The sequence below is a fragment of the Bacillus sp. JNUCC-21 genome (genome assembly GCF_041222765.1).
GTDB lineage: Bacteria > Bacillota > Bacilli > Bacillales > Bacillaceae > Bacillus > Bacillus velezensis.
In genome coordinates this window covers 1,370,813-1,388,153 of the sequence record NZ_CP166019.1, presented here as the reverse complement: position 1 = coordinate 1,388,153, position 17,341 = coordinate 1,370,813, and the positions used below count along the sequence as shown (strand labels likewise).

At 45.5% G+C, this 17,341-nt stretch carries 18 protein-coding genes and 1 pseudogene; 3 read left to right on the top strand and 16 right to left on the bottom strand.

Annotated elements, in window-relative coordinates:
• Positions 1 to 126: 126 nt before the first annotated feature.
• From splB to JNUCC21_RS07315, 7 genes are all read right to left on the bottom strand, one after another.
• Positions 127 to 1,155 carry a spore photoproduct lyase gene (gene splB, locus JNUCC21_RS07345; RefSeq protein ID WP_015239750.1) on the bottom strand — a complete coding sequence of 343 codons (1,029 nt, stop codon included), beginning with the start codon at positions 1,153 to 1,155 and terminating at the stop codon, positions 127 to 129.
• An 84-nt stretch (positions 1,156 to 1,239) separates the two neighbouring features.
• Positions 1,240 to 1,479 carry a transcriptional regulator SplA domain-containing protein gene (locus JNUCC21_RS07340; protein ID WP_003154646.1) on the bottom strand — a complete coding sequence of 80 codons (240 nt, stop codon included), beginning with the start codon at positions 1,477 to 1,479 and terminating at the stop codon, positions 1,240 to 1,242.
• Between the two features lie 87 nt (positions 1,480 to 1,566).
• Entirely contained in the window at positions 1,567 to 3,282 is a 1,716-nt protein-coding gene (ptsP, locus tag JNUCC21_RS07335; protein ID WP_342794446.1) for a phosphoenolpyruvate--protein phosphotransferase, read from the bottom strand.
• Positions 3,282 to 3,548 (bottom strand): phosphocarrier protein HPr, encoded by a 267-nt coding sequence (locus JNUCC21_RS07330; RefSeq protein WP_003154654.1) that lies wholly within the window; start codon positions 3,546 to 3,548, stop codon positions 3,282 to 3,284. The genes ptsP and JNUCC21_RS07330 overlap by 1 nt, the downstream gene beginning before the upstream one ends.
• Positions 3,549 to 3,644: 96 nt before the next feature.
• A complete protein-coding gene (ptsG, locus tag JNUCC21_RS07325; protein ID WP_003154656.1) occupies positions 3,645 to 5,741 on the bottom strand; it encodes a glucose-specific PTS transporter subunit IIBC in 2,097 nt (698 codons plus the stop codon).
• Positions 5,742 to 5,971: 230 nt separating this feature from the next.
• Positions 5,972 to 6,838, bottom strand: coding sequence for a glucose PTS transporter transcription antiterminator GlcT (gene glcT, locus JNUCC21_RS07320; RefSeq protein ID WP_012117426.1), 867 nt, complete (start codon positions 6,836 to 6,838; stop codon positions 5,972 to 5,974).
• Positions 6,839 to 6,888: 50 nt separating this feature from the next.
• Positions 6,889 to 7,854 carry a LacI family DNA-binding transcriptional regulator gene (locus tag JNUCC21_RS07315; RefSeq protein ID WP_369878705.1) on the bottom strand — a complete coding sequence of 322 codons (966 nt, stop codon included), beginning with the start codon at positions 7,852 to 7,854 and terminating at the stop codon, positions 6,889 to 6,891.
• Positions 7,855 to 7,952: 98 nt separating this feature from the next.
• Between JNUCC21_RS07315 and JNUCC21_RS07310 the strand changes: the two genes are divergently transcribed.
• A complete protein-coding gene (locus tag JNUCC21_RS07310; RefSeq protein ID WP_023356867.1) occupies positions 7,953 to 8,078 on the top strand; it encodes a hypothetical protein in 126 nt (41 codons plus the stop codon).
• A gap of 57 nt (positions 8,079 to 8,135) precedes the next feature.
• Here JNUCC21_RS07310 and JNUCC21_RS07305 read toward each other — a convergent pair whose 3' ends face one another.
• The 6 genes from JNUCC21_RS07305 to JNUCC21_RS07280 form a co-directional block, all read right to left on the bottom strand.
• Complete coding sequence (locus JNUCC21_RS07305) at positions 8,136 to 9,230, bottom strand: Xaa-Pro peptidase family protein (protein WP_150941179.1); 1,095 nt, start codon at positions 9,228 to 9,230, stop codon at positions 8,136 to 8,138.
• A gap of 113 nt (positions 9,231 to 9,343) precedes the next feature.
• Positions 9,344 to 11,257 carry a heavy metal translocating P-type ATPase gene (locus tag JNUCC21_RS07300; RefSeq protein ID WP_072589032.1) on the bottom strand — a complete coding sequence of 638 codons (1,914 nt, stop codon included), beginning with the start codon at positions 11,255 to 11,257 and terminating at the stop codon, positions 9,344 to 9,346.
• Between the two features lie 242 nt (positions 11,258 to 11,499).
• Complete coding sequence (stoA, locus tag JNUCC21_RS07295) at positions 11,500 to 11,994, bottom strand: endospore biogenesis thiol-disulfide oxidoreductase StoA (protein ID WP_369878704.1); 495 nt, start codon at positions 11,992 to 11,994, stop codon at positions 11,500 to 11,502.
• A gap of 62 nt (positions 11,995 to 12,056) precedes the next feature.
• Complete coding sequence (locus JNUCC21_RS07290) at positions 12,057 to 13,397, bottom strand: polysaccharide biosynthesis protein (RefSeq protein WP_007409593.1); 1,341 nt, start codon at positions 13,395 to 13,397, stop codon at positions 12,057 to 12,059.
• Between the two features lie 118 nt (positions 13,398 to 13,515).
• A complete protein-coding gene (locus JNUCC21_RS07285) occupies positions 13,516 to 14,139 on the bottom strand; it encodes a cell wall hydrolase (RefSeq protein WP_007409592.1) in 624 nt (207 codons plus the stop codon).
• Positions 14,140 to 14,414: 275 nt separating this feature from the next.
• Positions 14,415 to 14,609, bottom strand: coding sequence for a hypothetical protein (locus JNUCC21_RS07280; RefSeq protein ID WP_007409591.1), 195 nt, complete (start codon positions 14,607 to 14,609; stop codon positions 14,415 to 14,417).
• 163 nt (positions 14,610 to 14,772) lie between these two features.
• Between JNUCC21_RS07280 and JNUCC21_RS07275 the strand changes: the two genes are divergently transcribed.
• Positions 14,773 to 14,958, top strand: a complete 186-nt coding sequence (locus tag JNUCC21_RS07275; protein ID WP_003154669.1) for a YkvS family protein — start codon at positions 14,773 to 14,775, stop codon at positions 14,956 to 14,958.
• Positions 14,959 to 15,029: 71 nt separating this feature from the next.
• Here the strand turns inward: JNUCC21_RS07275 and JNUCC21_RS07270 are convergent, their stop codons facing one another.
• The 3 genes and pseudogenes from JNUCC21_RS07270 to JNUCC21_RS07260 form a co-directional block, all read right to left on the bottom strand.
• Positions 15,030 to 15,305: a DUF3219 family protein gene (locus JNUCC21_RS07270; protein WP_014304904.1), complete on the bottom strand. Its 276-nt coding sequence runs from the start codon at positions 15,303 to 15,305 to the stop codon at positions 15,030 to 15,032.
• A gap of 348 nt (positions 15,306 to 15,653) precedes the next feature.
• Positions 15,654 to 15,866, bottom strand: a pseudogene (locus JNUCC21_RS07265) (7-cyano-7-deazaguanine reductase); the annotation flags it as partial.
• A gap of 135 nt (positions 15,867 to 16,001) precedes the next feature.
• Positions 16,002 to 16,748 (bottom strand): SDR family NAD(P)-dependent oxidoreductase, encoded by a 747-nt coding sequence (locus tag JNUCC21_RS07260; protein WP_150941177.1) that lies wholly within the window; start codon positions 16,746 to 16,748, stop codon positions 16,002 to 16,004.
• A gap of 168 nt (positions 16,749 to 16,916) precedes the next feature.
• Between JNUCC21_RS07260 and JNUCC21_RS07255 the strand changes: the two genes are divergently transcribed.
• On the top strand, positions 16,917 to 17,285 hold the full coding sequence (locus tag JNUCC21_RS07255) for a winged helix-turn-helix transcriptional regulator (RefSeq protein WP_150941176.1): 369 nt from the start codon (positions 16,917 to 16,919) through the stop codon (positions 17,283 to 17,285).
• The last annotated feature ends 56 nt before the right edge of the window (positions 17,286 to 17,341 follow it).

Below are 17,341 nucleotides of genomic sequence, written 5' to 3'. Positions count from 1 at the left end.
AACCATCCCCTCCTGAGAGTTATATCGGTCTTTCGGCCAAGAAAATGAATAAATCTTGAAATAAATATCAAAAATTCCCGCCATTTGGCGCAGCAAAAAAAGAGCCGTCGTACCGACAGCTCCGCCTTACGTAAAATATTCGATTTTCGCTTTCGGAAAATAGGTTTCGATATAAGATTCGAGTGTTTCCCTTAAGTCATGCTCTTCGTCTTTTTGGTATATATACTTGCCGATTCCGTAGCGTCCCCATTTGTATCTGCGCTTTTCTTCATCAAGCTCAAGCTTTGTTTTCGGATAGTTCTTCTCAATCACCCGTTTGGCCGGTTTTGTAAAACGGTGCTGGATCAGTTCAAATGTGATGTCATGCCGAACGTCTTCATCAAGCGCCGCATTAAGTTTCTCAAACAGTTCCTTATAGCCTTCCTCCCAGCCATCGTGAATATAAATCGGCGCCACGATGAAACCGAGCGGATAGCCCGCTTTAGCGACTTTGACGGCGGCTTCTATCCGTTTGTCGAGCGGAGAAGTTCCCGGTTCAAAGTTTTTAATGACATAATCCGCATTGATGCTGAATCTGAACCTAGTCTTTCCGTTATGTTTTGCATCAAGCAAGTGATCGACGTGGTGAAATTTAGTCACGAATCTGAGCTGTCCCAATTCGCTTTGTCCGAAATGTTCAATGGCTCTTTTTAATGTATGTGTCAGATGATCGATTCCTACGATATCAGACGTACAAGAGGCTTCAAATCTTGTAAATTCCGGCGCCCGTTCTTTCATATACTCATCAGCCTGATCCAGAATCTCTTCCACATTGACATATGTCCGGATGTAGGGCTTTGACCCCATCGTCGTCTGCAGGTAGCAATAGTGGCAATGCCCCATACAGCCCGTCGCAAATGGAATGGCATATTCGGCGGACGGCTTTGAAGAATCGAATTTCAGTGTTTTCCGGACGCCGATTACCAATGTTGATTTCGCGTTCCGGTATTGCTGCAAGTGATTTTTTCCCGGAATATTCCGGACTTGATTATGCGATGTCGTTTCTCTGATCTCAAGCCCCATGTTTTCAAACTTATTCTTCAGCTCTTGTCCTAACGGGTATTCGAGCGCTCTCGGTTCAATATAAACAAGCTGGGGCACAAACGGCTTCAGCATAGACAGACACTCCCTTTACATATTCTCATGTTGTTACTTTCCGTTTAAAAGAGAGTGAATATGCGTTGTAAACATTTCCTTTGATCAATGATACCGGTCTTCTTCAAAAAGCTCGCTGTAAAGCGCTTCCGCTTCCTCATATGTCGAAAAGACCGCGTCATCTTCGGCCAGCGGATGATAGGTTTCGTATAAAAACAGAGACAGTTCTCCCTCATGATACGGGTGATGGACGATCTCCGCCTCTTTAATATGGGCGACATTGGCGGCATGCGGATTGCGGTAAATCACATAGACCGTATCCCCCGCTGCAAATGATTTTGTCATGATAATCCCTCCTGTTGAAAGTTATTGTTCCCCCCTTTTTTCCGAATATGAAAAAAACCAGACGGCTTACACCGTCTGGCTGTTGTATTACTTATTGAATGTTTCTTTAACGAATGCGACAACCTCTTCTGTCGTGCTCATAGACAAGATTGTTTCTTTGAATGATTCAGCTTCTTTTTTAGAAAGCTTGCTGATCTGCGTTCTTGCCGGAAGGATGGATGTAGCGCTCATCGAGAACTCATCTAAGCCTAAGCCGAGAAGAATCGGAATCGCAATTTCGTCTCCCGCCATTTCTCCGCACATGCCGACCCATTTGCCCTCTTTGTGAGCGGCTTCAATAACAAGGGTGATCAGACGGAGAATCGCCGGATTGTATGGCTGATACAGATAAGCTACGCGCTCGTTCATGCGGTCAGCAGCCATCGTGTATTGGATCAAGTCATTTGTTCCGATACTGAAGAAGTCAACTTCTGCGGCAAACTGATCTGCGATAACGGCTGTAGACGGAATCTCTACCATCATACCGACTTCAATATCGTCAGAAACCGCTACGCCGGCTTCGACGAGTTTTTCTTTTTCTTCGAGAAGAATCGCTTTCGCCTGTTTAAACTCGTTTACTGTCGCAATCATCGGGAACATGATTTTTAAGTTTCCGTATGTACTTGCACGAAGCAGCGCACGAAGCTGAGTTCTGAAGATTTCTTGCTCTTCAAGGCAAAGGCGGATGGCTCTGTAGCCTAAGAACGGGTTCATTTCTTTAGGGAGCTGCAGGTAAGGAAGCTCTTTGTCGCCGCCGATATCCAATGTCCGAACGACAACTGATTTTCCTTCCATACGCTCAAGAACCGTTTTATAAGCGTCAAACTGCTCGTCTTCCGTCGGAAGCTGGTCGCGTCCCATGTAAAGGAATTCCGTACGGTAAAGCCCTACAGCTTCTCCTCCGTTTTCAAGAACGCCTTTTACATCATCCGGGGTGCCGATGTTTGCGGCAAGCTCTACATGATGGCCGTCTTTTGAAACAGTCGGTTCATTGACGAGCTTCGCCCACTCAGCTTTTTGCGCCAGGTAAGCACTGTGCTTTTCTTCATATTTCTTTAACGTTTCACTGGAAGGATTGATGATCACATCACCATCGATGCCGTCTACGATTACCGTAACACCATTTTCAATTGTCCCTGTAGCCGCTTTTGTGCCGACAACAGCCGGAATTTCAAGCGAACGGGCCATGATCGCAGAGTGTGAAGTGCGTCCGCCGATATCAGTTGTAAAACCTTTTACAAACTGGCGGTTTAATTGCGCCGTATCAGACGGTGTCAAATCTTCAGCCACGATAACAACCTCTTCTGAGATCATGCTCGGGTTCGGAATTTCCACGCCCAGCAGGTGCCCCGTCACACGTTTTGTTACGTCACGGATATCCGCCGCACGCTCTTTCATGTATTCGTTATCCATTGATTCAAACATAGTAACGAACATGGAAGCTGTTTCTTTCAAAGCGAATTCAGCATTGACTGAATCTGTGCTGATTTTCTCCTTTACCGGGTTCAACAGCTCAGGATCACTCAGAACTAAAAGGTGCGCGGAGAAAATGTCAGCTTTGTCTTGTCCCAGTTCTTTTAAAGCATGCTCTTTAATTTTTTCAAGCTCTTCTTTAGAACGTACAATCGCTTCATCAAAACGGCTTACTTCAGCCGCAGCATCAGCAATGTTTTTCTTTTCAACCGTTAAGTCCGGCTCTTCAAGCCGGTATGCTTTCGCAATCGCAATTCCGGCTGAAGCGCCTATTCCTTTTAATTCTTGCATTACTCGCCGAGTCCTTCGCTTTTCATTGTTTCTTCTAAAGCGTTAAGAGCATCGTTTTCGTCAGCGCCTGAAGCGGAAATTGTGATTTCAGCGCCTTTAGCAATACCTAGAGACATAACGCCCATGATTGACTTAAGGTTTACTGTTTTGCCGTTATATTCTAAGTTTACGTCAGCATCGTATTTGCTTGCAGTCTGTACAAGAACTGTCGCAGGACGAGCGTGGATTCCGGAATCTGCTGTTACTTTAAATGTTTTTTGTGCCATGATTATCATTCTCCTTTAAATTAAAGCTATTTTACTACACAATATTATATCATACAGCCGTACTTGTCATCTGACAAGCACGGCGTATTTATATGCTTATTTTCCGATTTTCACAATATCTTTTTGTTCCCGTTTTACGGTACCTTCGGCCGAAAGGGAAATCGCTTCACCCTCGGCAAGATTTGTAAAGACAATCGGTGTCATTAATGAAGGAACATGAGGTTTAACCGCTTCAAGATCAACTTCAAGCAGCTTTTGCCCCGGTTCAACCCGGTCACCCTCAGAAACAAAAGAAGTGAATCCTTCGCCTTTCAGACTGACTGTGTCGATTCCGAAATGAATCAGGATCTCTCTTCCGCCGTCAGACTGAAGGCCGATCGCATGTTTTGTCGGGAAAACATTCAGCACTTTTCCGCGGACAGGCGATACGACGATTCCTTCTTCAGGAAGAATCGCAAAACCGTCACCCATCATTTTTCCTGAGAACACCTGGTCAGGCACATCGGTAATCGGATGGATTTCGCCGGTGATCGGAGAAGCGAACACTTCTTCACCCTGCTCGTTTCGGAGCGGATCTGCGATAACCTCTTCAACCTGCTGGCTGACTTCTTCTTGCGCGGATACTTTCGGTTCAGGGCGCGGCGTGCGTCCGGCGATAATATCCTGCATCTGTGTTTTTAAACCGTCAGAACGCGGGCCGAAAATGGCCTGAATGTTGTTTCCGACTTCAAGAACGCCTGAGGCGCCAAGCTGTTTCAAACGAGTCTTATCCACTTTCTTCTGGTCGTTGACCGTAACGCGGAGTCTCGTGATACAAGCGTCAAGGTGCTTTATGTTTTCCTGGTCACCCATTGCCTGCAGGATTTCATAAGGAAGGTCGCCGGCTTCGCCTGAGGCACCCGCACCTTCATCCGCAGCCTCTTCTTCACGGCCCGGCGTTTTCAGATTGAACTTTCTGATAGCAAACCGGAAACCGAAGTAGTAAATGACGGCTAATCCTAAGCCGACCGGAATGACAAGCCACCAAGCCGTCCGGTTAGGCAGAATTCCGAACAGGAAGTAGTCAATCAGACCGCCTGAGAAGGTCATACCGATTTTTACATGCAGCAGCTGCATAACCATAAAGGAAAGTCCCGCGAATACGCAGTGAATCGCAAACAGGATAGGAGCCACAAACAAGAATGAGAATTCAAGCGGCTCGGTAATTCCCGTTAAGAAACTTGTCAGAGCGGCAGAACCCATGATTCCGGCTACAAGTTTTTTCTTTTCAGGCTTCGCTTCATGATAGATTGCAAGCGCTGCCGCCGGAAGACCGAACATCATAAACGGATATTTCCCCGTCATAAATGTTCCCGCCGTCAGCTGTACGCCGTCTTTGATCTGAGCCATGAAAATCCGCTGATCTCCGCGGATGATGTCTCCGGCCGCATCTTTATAGCTGAAAAATTCATACCAGAACGGCGAGTAGAAAATGTGATGAAGACCGAACGGAATCAATGACCGCTCAATCATCCCGAAAATAAAGGCCGCCAAGGTTGGATTCGCTTCCACAAGACCCGTGGAGAAGGAATTCAGACCGTGCTGGATCGGAGGCCAGATCACTAACATAATAAGACCGAGAATTAATGCGGAAATCGATGTGATAATCGGGACGAACCGCTTACCCGCAAAGAATCCCAGGTACTGCGGAAGTTCAATTTTATAAAACTTGTTAAACAATAACGCGGCCAGAACCCCGACGATAATACCGCCGAACACGCCCGTCGCCAAAGTGGGTATCCCCAGCATGTTAATATAGGCCGGATGGTTTTCCGCAAAAAACTTTGCCCGTTCAATTTTGTCAGACGGAATACTGCCGTTTGCCATAAGCACGGCGCTCATGGATACGTTCATGACCAAGTATCCGATAATAGCCGCGATTCCGGCAACACCGTCTCCGTTGGCAAGACCGATCGCAACCCCTACTGCAAAAAGAAGCGGCAGGTTGTCAAATACGATTTGGCCGGCGCTTTCCATGACATTCGCCACAAGCTGAACGTTATCATTGCTTAAGAAGTGCATGACTTGAATCATATCTTTGTTCTGCATGGCATTCCCTAACGCAAGCAAGATCCCCGCAGCCGGTAAAATCGCAACCGGAAGCATAAGAGCACGGCCGATTTTCTGGAGAACGCCGAATAATGCTTTAAACATAAAAGATGTACCTCCTCTGTTAGCTAGTGTGACCTTACAGCGAAAATTCATGACAACGAATTCACTGGCGCAAGTCTTCAGTTTAACCGTTTACATTTGCCCTTTTACACAACAAAAAAGGCATGAGTAAAAAGGGTGTGCAAAATAACGGGACCGTTCTTCCCGTTTTTTACCCTCAATCACTCATGCCTGATCGAATCAGTGACACGTTTTTAAGGTTTCAACTGAAATTATGAAATTTTATTGGTTAATCGGTACAAATGAAGCGTGAGATAAACCGCTTCCGCCTCATGAACTGGTTTTTTCAGTATTTGCTGCAAGATTTTTATCAGTTTCCAAGCAGTATTGTAGCATAGCGGGTATTCATTTTTCAATAATAACATTAACTTTTCTGGTTCTTTTGTCTGCTCTTCCCGATTAATCCTGTCTATGGTAAATCTGATATGCCGGATCAGCCGCAAATAGTGTACGCTTTCTTTATTCACTTTCATCTGGAAAGATTCCTCAATCACCTGAACGAGCCGGGACATCAGCTGTGAATGCTGATTGACCTCTGAAAGGGGCCGATTCGTCAGGGCGGAGTGGATATGCAGAGCGATAAAGCCGATCTCCCCTTCCGGAAGGCAGATTCCCGTCTTTTCATTAATCATGCCGACGACTTCACGGGCAATTTGGAATTCTTCCGGATAAAGCGTTTCGGTTTCCATGAGAAACGGGTTTTTAATGTCAAAACCCTGCTGCAGCCGCTTTACCGCAAAGGCGATATGGTCAGTCAGCGCAATATGGATATGCTCATTTAACGGTTGGCTTGTCCGCTTCTTGATATGATAAATGACGTCATTGGAGATGTCGACAAGTGTCTCGTCCACATAACCGAGGAGCTTTTTAAATTGTTTTTGTTCTTTTTCATCCTTTAAGATGAACATCTTGTCATACCCTTTATCTTCAATGACATCCGCTTGTTTTTTTCCAAAGCCGATCCCTTTTCCGATTAAGACGACCTCACTGTATCTATCATGTGTTGCGATGAGCACATTGTTATTTAATACCTTTTCAACTGTAAAGGACCCCTTCATGATCCTCAGCTCCTTTGTCATTCAATACCTCATATCGTACAAAACGAACGGAAAGCGCGTCAATTCTTTTTTTAGACGGTTGATCGTTCAATAAGGCGGTAATCAAGAACTTTCCTTGCCGGAGGCCCGCCGCTGATCCTGTTCTCAAGCATGTGAAAAGCCTGCTTTCCCATTTCTTTTGTTTGTATATCTATTGTGGAAATACCTAACATCTTGCTGATATCATGATTGTCGATGCTCAAAATCGCAAGCTCTTCCGGGATGCGCGTCCCGTTTGCCTTGGCTTCAAGGTAAAGACCTGCGGATACTTGATCATTCGCCGCAAACAGCGCAGTCGGTCTGTCATTCCAGCTCTTCCATCTATGAAAAAGGGCTTTCCCGTCAAGCAGCGTCAGCGCCTTTTCTACAACCAGCTCTTCCCTGTAAGGCTGCCCGATCTTCTTGAGCGCCTCTTTGTATGCGGCAATGCGTACTTGACTGTTTTTTCCCTTTTTTCTGGCCAGGCTGATCGCTATTTTCCGGTGTCCCTTTTCTATCAGATAATCCAGACCGTGCCGAAATGCTTCCCGATGCGGATTACTGATGGAGGAAAGCCCCGCCGCATCAGTGTACTGGCAGAGGATGAGCGGTTCTTTCACGGTAAGCAGATGTTCATCAGGAATTGCTTTGGAGCAGATAATCAGGCCGTCCACTTGGCGCTCCTGTAATTGTGATAAGGCAAAACGTTCTTTTTGCTGCTGATAATCTGTCTGGTATAAAGAAAGATGCACGCCTGACGCTTCGGCAGCCTCGGCAATACCTGCAACAAGGTCTGCAAAATACGGCAGATTCACCGACGGAAGCACAACGCCGATCATATCGGAAAAACCTTTGGATAAATGTACAGCATGAATGTTGCGCGTATATCCGAGCGATTGCATCGCTTTTTTCACTCTTTCTCTTTTGTCCTTACTTACATAAGGATGATCGTTTAAAACTCTTGATACCGTTGTAACAGAAACCCCGGCAGCGCCGGCAATGTCTCTGATCGTAGCCATGGCGTCCCCCCTTTCTTTTTTCCCTTGATCTGGAATGCGTTTCATACAGTAAGCTAGAAACAGATACATCCTATTCGTTTGAAAGGAGAAGAACAGCGATGGGGATTCTTTGCTTAATCGGTTTGTGTCTGGCCATAGTCGGCGGCAGTTACCTTGCCCTGCGGCCCCTGAATGAAAAGCATGACATCAAACCATTTCAGCATTTTGATGATTTTTTCATTTAAAAGGTGATAAAAAAGGACGCTGCGTTCCAGAACCGTCCTTTTTTATCACAAAGCTTTTTATTTCAGAATCGTTAATTCTTTCGGATACTGCGTTAATGCTTCGGCGCCGTCTTTTGTGACGAACACATCGTCTTCAATGCGCACGCCGCCGACATCCGGCACGTAAATCCCCGGTTCTATCGTGTATACCATGCCTTCTTTGAGGAGTGTGTCGTTCGAGCTGCTCATTGATGGATATTCGTGAACCGAAATCCCGAGTCCGTGGCCGAGGCGGTGCGGGAAATAGTCTCCGTATCCGGCTTTTTCAATAATGCCGCGGGCTTTTAAATCGAGATCGCCGATTCTGACGCCTGGTTTGCTTAATTGAAGCGCCGCCTGTTCAGCTTTAAGCACCGTTTCGTAAATCTCTTCCTGTTTCGGGCTGATTGATTGGTATGCGAATGTTCTCGTAATGTCTGAACAGTAGCCATCAAGAATAACGCCCAGATCAAACAGAACGAAATCGCCTTTTTTCAACCGGTCTGCACCCGGATTTCCATGGGGCTGGCCTGATTTTTCCCCGAACAGCACCATCGTTGAAAATGACATGCCCTGCACGCCTTTTTTCTTCAGCTCAAACTCAATCTGCGCGAGTACTTCGGTTTCACTCACACCCTCTTTGAGCGCCGCGACACCGACTTCAACTCCGTAATCCGCGAGTTTTGCCGCTTCCCTGAGAATGCTGATTTCCTTCTCATCTTTCACGAGACGGAATTGGTTGAGCGTTTCTTCTGCCGAAACAAATGCCGCGCCCCCTGAAGCTTGTTTGAGCTGTTCTGAGCGGGAAAGAGAGATCGAATCCTTTTCAACCGCGATGGAATCAAGCCGCACATTTCGTTTTGTGAGCTCGGCTTTGATCAGCTCCCACGGATCTTCGTGATCGCCGTAGCCGATAATACCATGCTCCCACCCGGCGCTGCGGGCTTGTCCGGCTTCCATTCCCGGACAAACGAAAAACGGCTCCTGTTCCTGAAACAGGAACAATCCCATTAACCGCTCATGCGGATCCGTGTAAAAATCAGTTAAATAAAATACGTTTTCCTTTGTATGTATAAACGCCGCATCATGTCCTTCTTTTTTCAGCCAAGATGAAACACGTTCTAATCTGTTCATTTTTTGCTTTTCCTCCTTACCAAAGTGACTCTTTATTCATTCTATCAGTTTTCCGGCGTTTATGCTGTGAACGAACATTAAAAAAACAGCCGTCCGATGTGCGGCTGTCATGTTTATTTTAATAATCTCAGTCCGTTCAGAATGACCAGAATCGTGCTCCCCTCATGCCCGATCACGCCAAACGGCAGTTCCATCACCTGCAGAAAGTTAGCGCAGATCAAAAGGCAGATGACCGAGAGCGAGAAAACAATATTCTGCTTAATAATCCGGTTCATTTTCCTTGAGAGTCTGCACATTTTCACAAGCTTGTGAAGATCATTTTTCATAAGGACTAAGTCAGCCGTTTCAAGGGCCACGTCCGTTCCCCCGCCCATCGCAATACCGACGTCAGCGGTTTTCAGAGCGGGCGCGTCATTAATGCCGTCCCCCACCATGGCGATTGTGCCGTACGTTTCTTTCAGCTTCTTCACTTCTTTTGCCTTTTGGTCCGGCAGACAATCGGCAACAACCGTCGTCATGCCCGCCTCTTTTGCAATGGCAGCCGCAGTTTCAGACTGATCGCCGGTGAGCATGGCTGTTTTAATGCCCAGTGATTCAAGCTCAGCCATCACGGCTTTGGCTTCAGGTCGGATTTGATCCTTTAAGGCAAAGCAGCCCGCAATCCGGTCATCTTTTTTAACAAAGACCAGTGTAAAACCTTTATCCCTTAATTCTTTTCCCGATGTTTGCAAAAAAGCATCTGCCGCATCTTCACCTGCAAACCCCGCTTTTCCGACCATCCATTTGACGCCTTCTATTTCAGCCTGAACACCGAATCCGGACGTCTCGTCAATCGATAGATGTCCTGCGGGCGCGGCACCCCGGCTTTCGGCAAATTCAGCTATCGCTTTTGCAAGCGGGTGGCTTGATTGCTTTTCCATCGCATACACCGCCTGCATGATCTCATCTTCACTCACATGTTCCGCAGCTTGAAATGCCGCGACTGCCGGCTGTCCCTTTGTGACCGTGCCGGTTTTGTCAAATGCGATCATCCGTACGCTTCCCAGCTGCTCTAAAAACACACTTCCTTTAACCAATAATCCGTTGCGGGCACCATTTGAGATAAGGGAAAGCGCAGCGGGCATTATAGAAGCGACAAGCGCGCACGGGGAGGCGACCACCATAAACACCATCGCCCTGTAAAAGGTTTCACTCCAGCTCCAGCCTAAAGCGAAATGAGGAATGAATAAAAGCAAAGCCACGGCTAACAGCACGCCTTTTACATAGACACTTTCGAACCGTTCAATAAATGCCTGAGCCGGTGACACGCTGTTTTGAGCTGATTCCACCAGCCGGATGATTTTTCTGAATAAAGACTGTTCATTTGTTTTCGTCACACGAACCGTTAAGGAGCCGTTTCCATTTACCGTTCCTGTAAACACAGAATCACCGGCTGTTTTTTCCGCCGGCATCGCTTCACCCGTAAGCGCCGATTCATCGAGGCTCGTCACGCCAGACTCAATGATCCCGTCTGCTGCTACGCGTTCGCCCGGCTTAATGACGATCATGTCACCGATCTTAAGTTCAGCAGCCGGCACCCGCTTTTCCCGTCCGTCCGCAAGCAGGGTCGCTTCCTCCGGTTCCAGTTTCATCAAAGATGTTAAATCACGGCTGCTTTTATTCATCGTATATGTTTCGAGCGCGCCGCTTAACGAAAAAATAAAGATAAGAACAGCGCCTTCAGCCCAATAACCGATCAGGGCGGAGCCGACAGCCGCAAAAATCATCAGCAGTTCCACATTTAACGCCTTCGTCTCAATGGTATCCTCAATTCCCTCTTTCGCTTTTGCAAATCCCCCGATCAGGAAGGCAAGGATATACAAAGTGACGGACAGGCCTTTTGTTTCGGTAAAAAACCAGGCCGCAAGAATAAGGACGCCGGATACGAGCGCCGCAATGAGTTCTGCATGCTGGAGCCACTTTTTTCCGGCCCGCTCTTCTTGTATGTGCTGTTGTGAATGGGTTTGTGTCATCACTTGTTCATTCATTATGAATTCTCCTCTCTAATTGAGAACGCAAATCATCTTCAATTCCCCGATAAAAGCAAAACAGCCGCCTGACAGGCAGCATTTTCACAGTGTTATCGCAGTGTTTTCTTTATTATAGCATGCCGGCGGAAGATTTCAATTATAATTGTTTTAATTTCTTTTTGATAATAATTATCATTAGTGTTTCTTCAGCTGTTCATTATATGCAAAAAAGGTGCGGGAGGAATTCCTCCAGCACCTTTTTATTTCTCTGACCATTCTTTTAATTGTGAGGCGGTCATCGGACCGACGATCTTTTTTTCGATTTCTCCTTTTTCATTCAGCAGAAATGACGTGGGAATCGTCATGACATCGTATTCCTTCATAAGCTCGCCTTTCGTGTCAAGAACAATCGGGAAAGTGAGATGGTGCTGACTGACAAAGTTTTGAACGGTATTTTTGTTTCGCTCGGCATTCATCAAATTTACCGTTACAAGTCTTACATCATCGGACTGATGCTGTTCATAATAGGTTTGGAACTGCGGCAGTTCTTTTTTGCACGGCGGACACCACGATGTCCAAAAATGCAAAATCGTTTTCTGCCCTTTATTCGGAATCGATATCTCGTCTCCTTCAATCGTCTTCATCAGAAACACGGCGGGAACTGCCTGTTTTTCTGATGAGGCTTTTGCTTCAGGCATCCAGACGGCGGCAGCTATCAAAAGGACTGCACATACAATTAGGCGGTTTTTATGCATATGATCTTCCTTTCACGCGTTTCGGATAGCTTGCCCTTCCTTATTGAAATGTATCAGCCTTTTCAGCTTTCGATCCGGGGCGCTGTTCTTCCGCCGCCCGTCAAAAACACGGAGACACCGAGGTCTTTGCAGATCGTCGCGTAATGTAAACTTGTCAGAAGAATCATGCCGGTATTCATGCCGAGTATAATGCCGAGCATTTGCAATTCCGGCATAGAACCGAGCACATACATCATCGAAAGCCCTACAATGCTGCTCCATACGTTATGATAAAACGCCGTTTTCACGTGGCCGATACCGATCAGACAGGCCTGAAGCGGCATCACAAACAGATGAAAAAGAAAAAACGGCCACAAAAGCTGCAAATAATACTGCGCTTCCGGAGACTGAAAAAACAAATGGGTCAGCGGGCCCGCGAACTGAAACATGACCCAGACTGCCGGAATGCCGTAGCCGAATGTAATAAAAATCGCTTGTCTCAGCCGTTTCAGCACAATATCATATTGGGACAGCGCATACGCTTCTGAAATGCTGGGAATCATGACGACCATCAGCGAATGGGCGATAAATGCGGGAAACGAACCGATTGTCATCGCTACACCGGCAAGCATGCCGTATTGATCAATCGCGGCTGTCCCGGCTGCCCCGGACGCCAGCAGCGCTCCTTTCACTAAAAAGGGTTCAATGGCGTTTGTCACTGCATGAAATATACGAAGTCCCGTTGTCGGGATGGATACGGCCAGGAGGCGTTTCCGCACGTCTTTCCCGCGAAGATGAATGTGCTGATGGCCGGAAAGGGCCCTCCGCGCCAAAATAAACTGCGTATACAAGTAAACGAACACCACGACATCGCTTGCGACCAGCACAAATAATGAAATGAGCACGGCCATATCAATTTCAAAAGAGTACCATTGAAAAAAGATAAACAGACAAAGCACTTGAATGATTTTTTTCATGACATTCGCAACCGCGATTTTTCCCATTTGCTGCACACCCATAAAATAACCTCTGGCGATGGATGTAAAAGCGACGACTGGAATCAGCCCGATGACAATCCCTTTAATAAACGGGTGATACGTATCGAATACAGGAATGAACGGCAGCGCGATGCTTGCGGCCGCGGTTGAAAACGCGGTAAAAACGGCGGTCATTCTGAAGGCATGCCGGAGCATGCTTTCATGCAGCTTCTGATTGGATTCCGCGATGAATTTTGAAATGGAGATCGGAAGCTCCAGACTGGCGATGACGATAATTAAAAAAATGGTGGGCAGAATGCTCATGTAAAGCCCCATCCCATGCTCGCCAAGCTCCCGCGCCAGTATCATATTCACGACAAATTCCAGACATTCCGCGAAAAAGGCGGCGATGGATAAAAGAATGATCCCTTTCACAAATCGATTCATGGTGTCTCTCCTTGTCTCACGTTCTTCCATCATCATATGAGACAAGTTCTGAAAATATTTTCGATTTCTCAAAATTGAAAAAAGCATAGCGGGGATATTTTTGATCCCGCTATGCTTCTTACATCGCAAATACGTGTCTGCCGATCCGTTCGATAATTTTTCGGGAACGGATCCAGTGGTCAGATGCCGTTTTCGGATTGTAGAAAAACAACGCGTTCGTTTCTCTGCCCGGATGGTCTAGCGCCTCATTTGCGGCGGCGATGGAATCCTTATCCGGCTTTTGATTAATGCTTCCGTTTGCTACCGGTTCAAATGCATTCCTTTGATAGATCACACCCCGAATGGTATCCGGGAAGCCGTTTTTTTCAGTGCGGTTCAGCACTACGCTGGCTACGGCAACCTTCCCTTTATAAGATTCACCTTTCGCTTCTGCGTGAACGAGACGTGACAGAAGTTGTCTGTCAGCGCGGGAATACGTTTTTTTCGGCGGCTGATAAGCCGTCTCTTCCGGTTTTGCCTTCTTCTCTTGGTGAGATGACAGCTTTATCGGTTGGATAGAATGCTTATGATCCGTTTTTGAAAGCTTCGGAACCGAGCTTTTTTTATTTAAATCAGCAACCAGTGTGCTGGGTTCTTGCTTTGGCTTCTTCGCAAAAGTAAACAGAGCTTCTGTATGTTCAATTTTTGATGCAGGCATAAAACATAGAAAAAAGACAGCCAAGGCAGCAAATTTTGTCGTCATACGATTTCCTCCTTAAATACTTCACTACCTTAACAAGAGCTGTGTGCAAATTCACGGTTAAAGATTTTCCAGTGCTCCCAATCAGCTTTTATGATGGAAGAAGTTCGTTAACAGCCTTGTTATTGGCAGGAAAACAGCCGTCATTTTCACAACATTAACCAAATAGCAGTAAAAGTATCCATCGGAGGGATTTTACATTTTGTTTACATCTGTTACAGCAAGATGAAATGAGAAACCAAAAAACAAAAAAAAGACTCCTCATGTGCGAGGAGCCGTCAGCTTCTTGGCTGTTCTAAATACTGGAAAACAACATCTCCGCCCTGCTGGGCAATACCGCGGAAATGCTTAAAATCTTCCTGCTTCGATAAAACTGCTCGAAATGCAAGAAAATGTTCTTTCTGCACCCTGAATTCTTTGATTTCACCGGTGCGCATTTGGTTGATACATTCTGAAATTTCTTCAGGCAGCAACGAACACAGCCTCCTTTTCTCGGCTTTTTCCCGAAAATCAATATACCATCTTTCCCCCGCCGGGACAATGATTGAGCGGGCTGATACCCATATCGCTTTACTTCTTAAAGAAAATACTGCAAAATATTTTCAAACAGGATTTATGATAAAGGAGAGGAAGCTCGTGAAAATTGCTAAGGTTGGAAACGTCATTGAATTTAAAAACGGATTAACCGGTATTGTTGAAAAAGTAAATGAAAACTCCGTCATCGTTGATGTAACCATCATGGATAATTATCGTGACCTTGAATTAGATTCCCTCACTGTCGTCAACCATAAGAATTATAAAATCATCAGAGACTCCTATTAAACCCCCCGAACATCCGAACCATTTACATATCCCGCACAAAAGCTGCCGCCCGGCAGCTTTTTCAAATGAATTCAGATCTCGGTCATTTCTACAAAAAAATCACCTGTCTCATCTTTATTGTAAAGATTTGTGACGGATGTATAGTAGTTGGTTATTTTACCGCGGAATTCAAGCCCACGCTCGGGCGCCTTGATGTCAAATGTTTTTTCATACAAAAGGACGGCAATATCATGATACGTTTCAGAGGTCACCTTCAATACAAATGAAATCATGCGGCCGTTTTTGCCCGCACTTTCTTTACAATCATACATTTTCAGCCTTACACCGTTTAACTCTAACGGCTCCATAACGAACACTCCTTCTTTTTACAGGACATGCTATCATGCTGACCATTCCTTTACAATTGATCCGCTCCGAATGAGAAAAAACAGCGCAGGCCTTTACAAACATACGTTCCCTATTTTATAATGAAACAGACGAGCTGCCATCCAGCACCCGTCACGTATTGAAGCGGCGAGTACGCTCCCCCCGGGTTTACTCGTCTTTTTCTTTTCTCCAGATGATTTCTCTTTTCATCATACAAGGTCTGTGCGGATATCATGCACCTTTTTGGCTGCGCGGCCCAGACGAAAAATACCCCCGCTTAAAAGGCGGGGGTATTTGGTTATATCCCAAGACCGTACCCCGTCTGAAAATTAACGGTTGTCAATCGTCTCCGGATACATATCATGATTCATCATCCGATGTTCGGCCATTTTTTCATATTTTGTTCCCGGTCTGCCGTAGTTTGTATACGGGTCAATCGAGATTCCGCCTCTAGGCGTGAATTTACCCCATACTTCAATGTAGCGGAGGTCCATTAATTCGATCAAGTCATTCATGATGATGTTCATGCAGTCCTCGTGGAAGAAAAGGCAGGTCAAAGTCTTGTCCCATAAGTACTTGCTCTAGCATTAATCATGAAGTCACACCAATTTCACACCTTACCAAACGATTGATTTTAACCTTTTTTGGGGACTATTTGTAATCTCTGCGCAGTGAAATTATACCTGTGCTAGCCCGCCATCTACGAACAATTCAACACCCGTCAAGTAACTGCTTTCGTCTGAAGCAAGGAAAGATACAGCGTTTGCTACTTCTTCAGGGGTCCCAACTTTTCCAGCTGGAACAGTATTTCTGGCATTTTCCATTGCTCCTTCAAGTGCATCACCAAAAAGCTCATCGTATGCAGGTGTAAGAATAACTCCTGGACTCACCACATTTACACGGATTTCAGTACCTTTTAGGTCAAGAATCCAGTTGCGAACTAGTGCTCTTAATGCTGCTTTAGATGCTCCATATACACTAAACGCTGGGTTGCCAATTGATCCAGCAGTAGAGCCCGTTACAATAATAGAACCTACTTTGTCCGGGAATAGTGATAACGCTTTTTGAACAGTAAAGATGGTTCCTTTAACGTTAATGTCGAACGTTCTATCAACCTGCTCTTCAGTAATTTCACCTAATGGAAGGAAGTTGCCGGTGCCTGCATTAGCAAAAAGAATGTCCAACTTACCTTTTTCCTGCTTTATCATGTCATATAGTTTATCTAAGTCTTCAAGCTTAGAAATATCACCTTGAACACCGGTTACGTTCTTGCCAATTTGGTTAACAGCTTTATCAAGTTCGTTTTGTCTACGTCCCGTGATATAAACATATGCACCTTCGTTTACAAATTTTTGTGCTGTAGCAAGACCAATCCCACTTGTTCCACCCGTTACAAGCGCTATTTTACCTTCAAATTTACCCATACTTAACACTCCTTTAGAATTGATTTTATTTTATGTCTAGTACCTTTAAGTACTTGAAGAACAACCTACAAGATATAGTATCCTTCAGTAAGCACATTATCGGAAGTACCCACTTTTTTGTGATATAGTAACTAAAAAGTAATAAATGTGGAATGGAGAGCTTTAGACATGAAAAAATTCAGCTGCGGGTTTGAAGTGACAAAGGAAGTGATTGGCGGAAAATGGAAAGGCCTTGTATTATACTTTTTAATGAATGGACCAAAGAGAACGAGTGAATTAAAGCGCATTATCCCAAATATAACTCAGAAAATGCTGATTCAAACACTTAGAGAGCTTGAGGCCAGTGGACTTGTGACCAGAAAGATGTATAATCAAGTACCGCCGAAGGTTGAATATTCATCCACTGAACTTGGAGAATCACTTAAACCTATCTTGCAGGAACTCTGTCAATGGGGGAGCCAATATGCGGAGCAAGAGTATGCAGAAGGTGAATATGAAATTGTACAACCAGAACAACTAAAGTTAGAATTGATGTAGCTGCTGAAGTAAATGCTAAACAACTTCAATACCATCACCTCACAGATGAAGAACAG

Coding starts and splice junctions, on each gene's coding strand:
- JNUCC21_RS07285 (WP_007409592.1), bottom strand. CDS start 14,139: ATGACGACAAAATTTGCTGCCTTGGCTGTCTTTTTTCTATGTTTTATG.
- JNUCC21_RS07330 (WP_003154654.1), bottom strand. CDS start 3,548: ATGGCACAAAAAACATTTAAAGTAACAGCAGATTCCGGAATCCACGCT.
- JNUCC21_RS07300 (WP_072589032.1), bottom strand. CDS start 11,257: ATGAATGAACAAGTGATGACACAAACCCATTCACAACAGCACATACAA.
- JNUCC21_RS07260 (WP_150941177.1), bottom strand. CDS start 16,748: ATGGGTAAATTTGAAGGTAAAATAGCGCTTGTAACGGGTGGAACAAGT.
- ptsG (WP_003154656.1), bottom strand. CDS start 5,741: ATGTTTAAAGCATTATTCGGCGTTCTCCAGAAAATCGGCCGTGCTCTT.
- glcT (WP_012117426.1), bottom strand. CDS start 6,838: ATGACAAAGGAGCTGAGGATCATGAAGGGGTCCTTTACAGTTGAAAAG.
- splB (WP_015239750.1), bottom strand. CDS start 1,155: ATGCTGAAGCCGTTTGTGCCCCAGCTTGTTTATATTGAACCGAGAGCG.
- JNUCC21_RS07310 (WP_023356867.1), top strand. CDS start 7,953: ATGGGGATTCTTTGCTTAATCGGTTTGTGTCTGGCCATAGTCGGCGGC.
- JNUCC21_RS07270 (WP_014304904.1), bottom strand. CDS start 15,305: ATGGAGCCGTTAGAGTTAAACGGTGTAAGGCTGAAAATGTATGATTGT.
- JNUCC21_RS07255 (WP_150941176.1), top strand. CDS start 16,917: ATGAAAAAATTCAGCTGCGGGTTTGAAGTGACAAAGGAAGTGATTGGC.
- JNUCC21_RS07305 (WP_150941179.1), bottom strand. CDS start 9,230: ATGAACAGATTAGAACGTGTTTCATCTTGGCTGAAAAAAGAAGGACAT.
- ptsP (WP_342794446.1), bottom strand. CDS start 3,282: ATGCAAGAATTAAAAGGAATAGGCGCTTCAGCCGGAATTGCGATTGCG.
- JNUCC21_RS07290 (WP_007409593.1), bottom strand. CDS start 13,397: ATGAATCGATTTGTGAAAGGGATCATTCTTTTATCCATCGCCGCCTTT.
- JNUCC21_RS07315 (WP_369878705.1), bottom strand. CDS start 7,854: ATGGCTACGATCAGAGACATTGCCGGCGCTGCCGGGGTTTCTGTTACA.
- JNUCC21_RS07340 (WP_003154646.1), bottom strand. CDS start 1,479: ATGACAAAATCATTTGCAGCGGGGGATACGGTCTATGTGATTTACCGC.
- stoA (WP_369878704.1), bottom strand. CDS start 11,994: ATGCATAAAAACCGCCTAATTGTATGTGCAGTCCTTTTGATAGCTGCC.